Below are 1,874 nucleotides of genomic sequence, written 5' to 3' on the forward strand. Positions count from 1 at the left end.
CCTCGCAGGCGGCGGTGGCCTTAGTTGAAAATAAAGGGGATCTCACCCAGACACTGGCGGCCTTAGCGAAGCGCGAAGCCGTCAAATCCCTCGTGACCCAAATCGCCGTGGGTGGCGCATTAGGGGGCTTAGACCACACGATGGGCTGGGGAAAATTAGTGGCGGGAAAAGGGGTTGTCGATCCGCTAAAAGCGCAGCTTCCCTTATTGAGTAACCAGAATTGGAGTCAGGTGGCCCAGCGTGTGGCGGCGCAATCCGTCGTCAGTTCAACAATAGGGACGGCGATTAACGGCGGCAGTTTTACGGATAACCTGCAAACCGCGTTGTTGAGCAATATCGGTAATCAGATTAATGCGGAAGGCGCCAAGCTGATTGGGGATAACGGGGAGATTTTGGGTATCCCGGGTAAAGCGATTAGCCATGCCGCAGTGTCTGCGCTGGCGGCGGAAATTGGTGGCGGGGATGCCAAAGGGGCTGCCGTGGGTGCCTTAGCCGCAGAATTGGCCGCCATCACCTTGGATAAAACCTTTAGCGATCCGATGGCAATTCAGGCCGGGGGTAAAATCATTGGCGGCGCTGCGGGAGCCATTGCAACCAACAGCGCAGAAGGTGCCAACAGTGGTGCCAATGCCGGTGAAATGGTGATTGTCTACAATTCGCTGGCTCATCTTCTGTCTGCCGCAGAAAAAGAAAAGTCAGGCACAATCAAAGCCTACGAGGAGAAAAAACAAGCCTTTTGTCAGCAGTCACCGGCGGCGTGTCAACAAGCTGGAGGAGTCATCAGTTTTGGTACTGACTTCGTGCCAATCATTGGTGATATCAAAGGTTTTGCCGAGGCCGAAAGCGCATTAGATTATCTGGCCGCCGCCGTAGCGATTATCCCGGGTGCGGGTGATGCCGCCGGGAAAACTATCAAGGCGGTAGAGAAAGCCTTACAGAAAGGTGATATTGGGGAAGCTTCTAAGCTTATTCAAGAAGCAAGCCAACAGATATCTGCGAGAACCCCAACAGGTTCTAAAGGTAATCCATTGAATGTTCCAGACGGAATCAACAAACCAACCACAATTGGAAATCGAGACTACTCCAGCCATTCACTTGATCGTATGCAAAGGCAAGGAATTACTCCTACCGTAGTAGAAAATGCGATCAAATCAGAAAATGCAGTGAAAGGAAAAATTCCAGGAACAATGGCTTACCACGATAAAACGAATAATCTCACAGTAATCGTTGATGAAAAATCTGGCCGTGTAGTTACAGTAGACTTCGGGATTATAAGACAATGAATAAATTAAATAATATTACTCTTACTGAGTACGACTTTAGACAACTTAATTTGATGAAAGAAACTCTAGGAGCATATGTTGAAAATAAAATTCCTTTAAATGTACTAATTGATCGCTTGAGAGATTTATTGGATTGTTTACAAGATGTGAATAATGAGTGGAAGGAGCAGTTTTATGAGCATTGGCTGAGTTTGGAGCAAGTTTATGCTGTAGCTTTAGATAGAAATGAACCACAAAGTCAATATGAAAGTTATATTAATGATTCAGTTAAGGGAATGGATAGCCTGTTAGGATTGTGATTAAAAGATACCGATCTTTTTAAACTACACCCTAATTTCTGGATGGTTTTATCCGATAGCTAGTATGACCTGGGGCCGGTATTGTGTACTGGACTCAGGCCATTCAATTTTAAAGGTTTTGTAGAAGCCAAAAGCGCATTAGATTATTTTTCCGCTATTCCCGGTGCAGGGCGGGATTCCACTTTGTATTTAATTTAATCAAAGATAAGTTGACTACGGAATTCCCCTGACCAAATGGCTCTTCGACGTTTAGCCGCCTGACTGTCTTTTATACTGGTATTCTGTTTAATCA

Annotated in this window: 2 protein-coding genes; both read left to right on the top strand. The window is 46.1% G+C overall.

What is annotated here, in order from left to right; genetic code table 11:
• On the top strand, window positions 1-1,283 hold a 1,283-nt coding region (locus AM629_RS24865), incomplete at its 5' end, for a DUF637 domain-containing protein (RefSeq protein WP_235525574.1).
• On the top strand, window positions 1,280-1,582 hold the full coding sequence (locus AM629_RS20980) for a hypothetical protein (RefSeq protein WP_054481730.1): 303 nt from the start codon (window positions 1,280-1,282) through the stop codon (window positions 1,580-1,582). The genes AM629_RS24865 and AM629_RS20980, both read left to right, overlap by 4 nt.
• Window positions 1,583-1,874 lie beyond the last annotated feature (292 nt).

Origin of the sequence: Photorhabdus heterorhabditis (assembly GCF_001280945.1) — a bacterium.
GTDB lineage: Bacteria > Pseudomonadota > Gammaproteobacteria > Enterobacterales > Enterobacteriaceae > Photorhabdus > Photorhabdus heterorhabditis.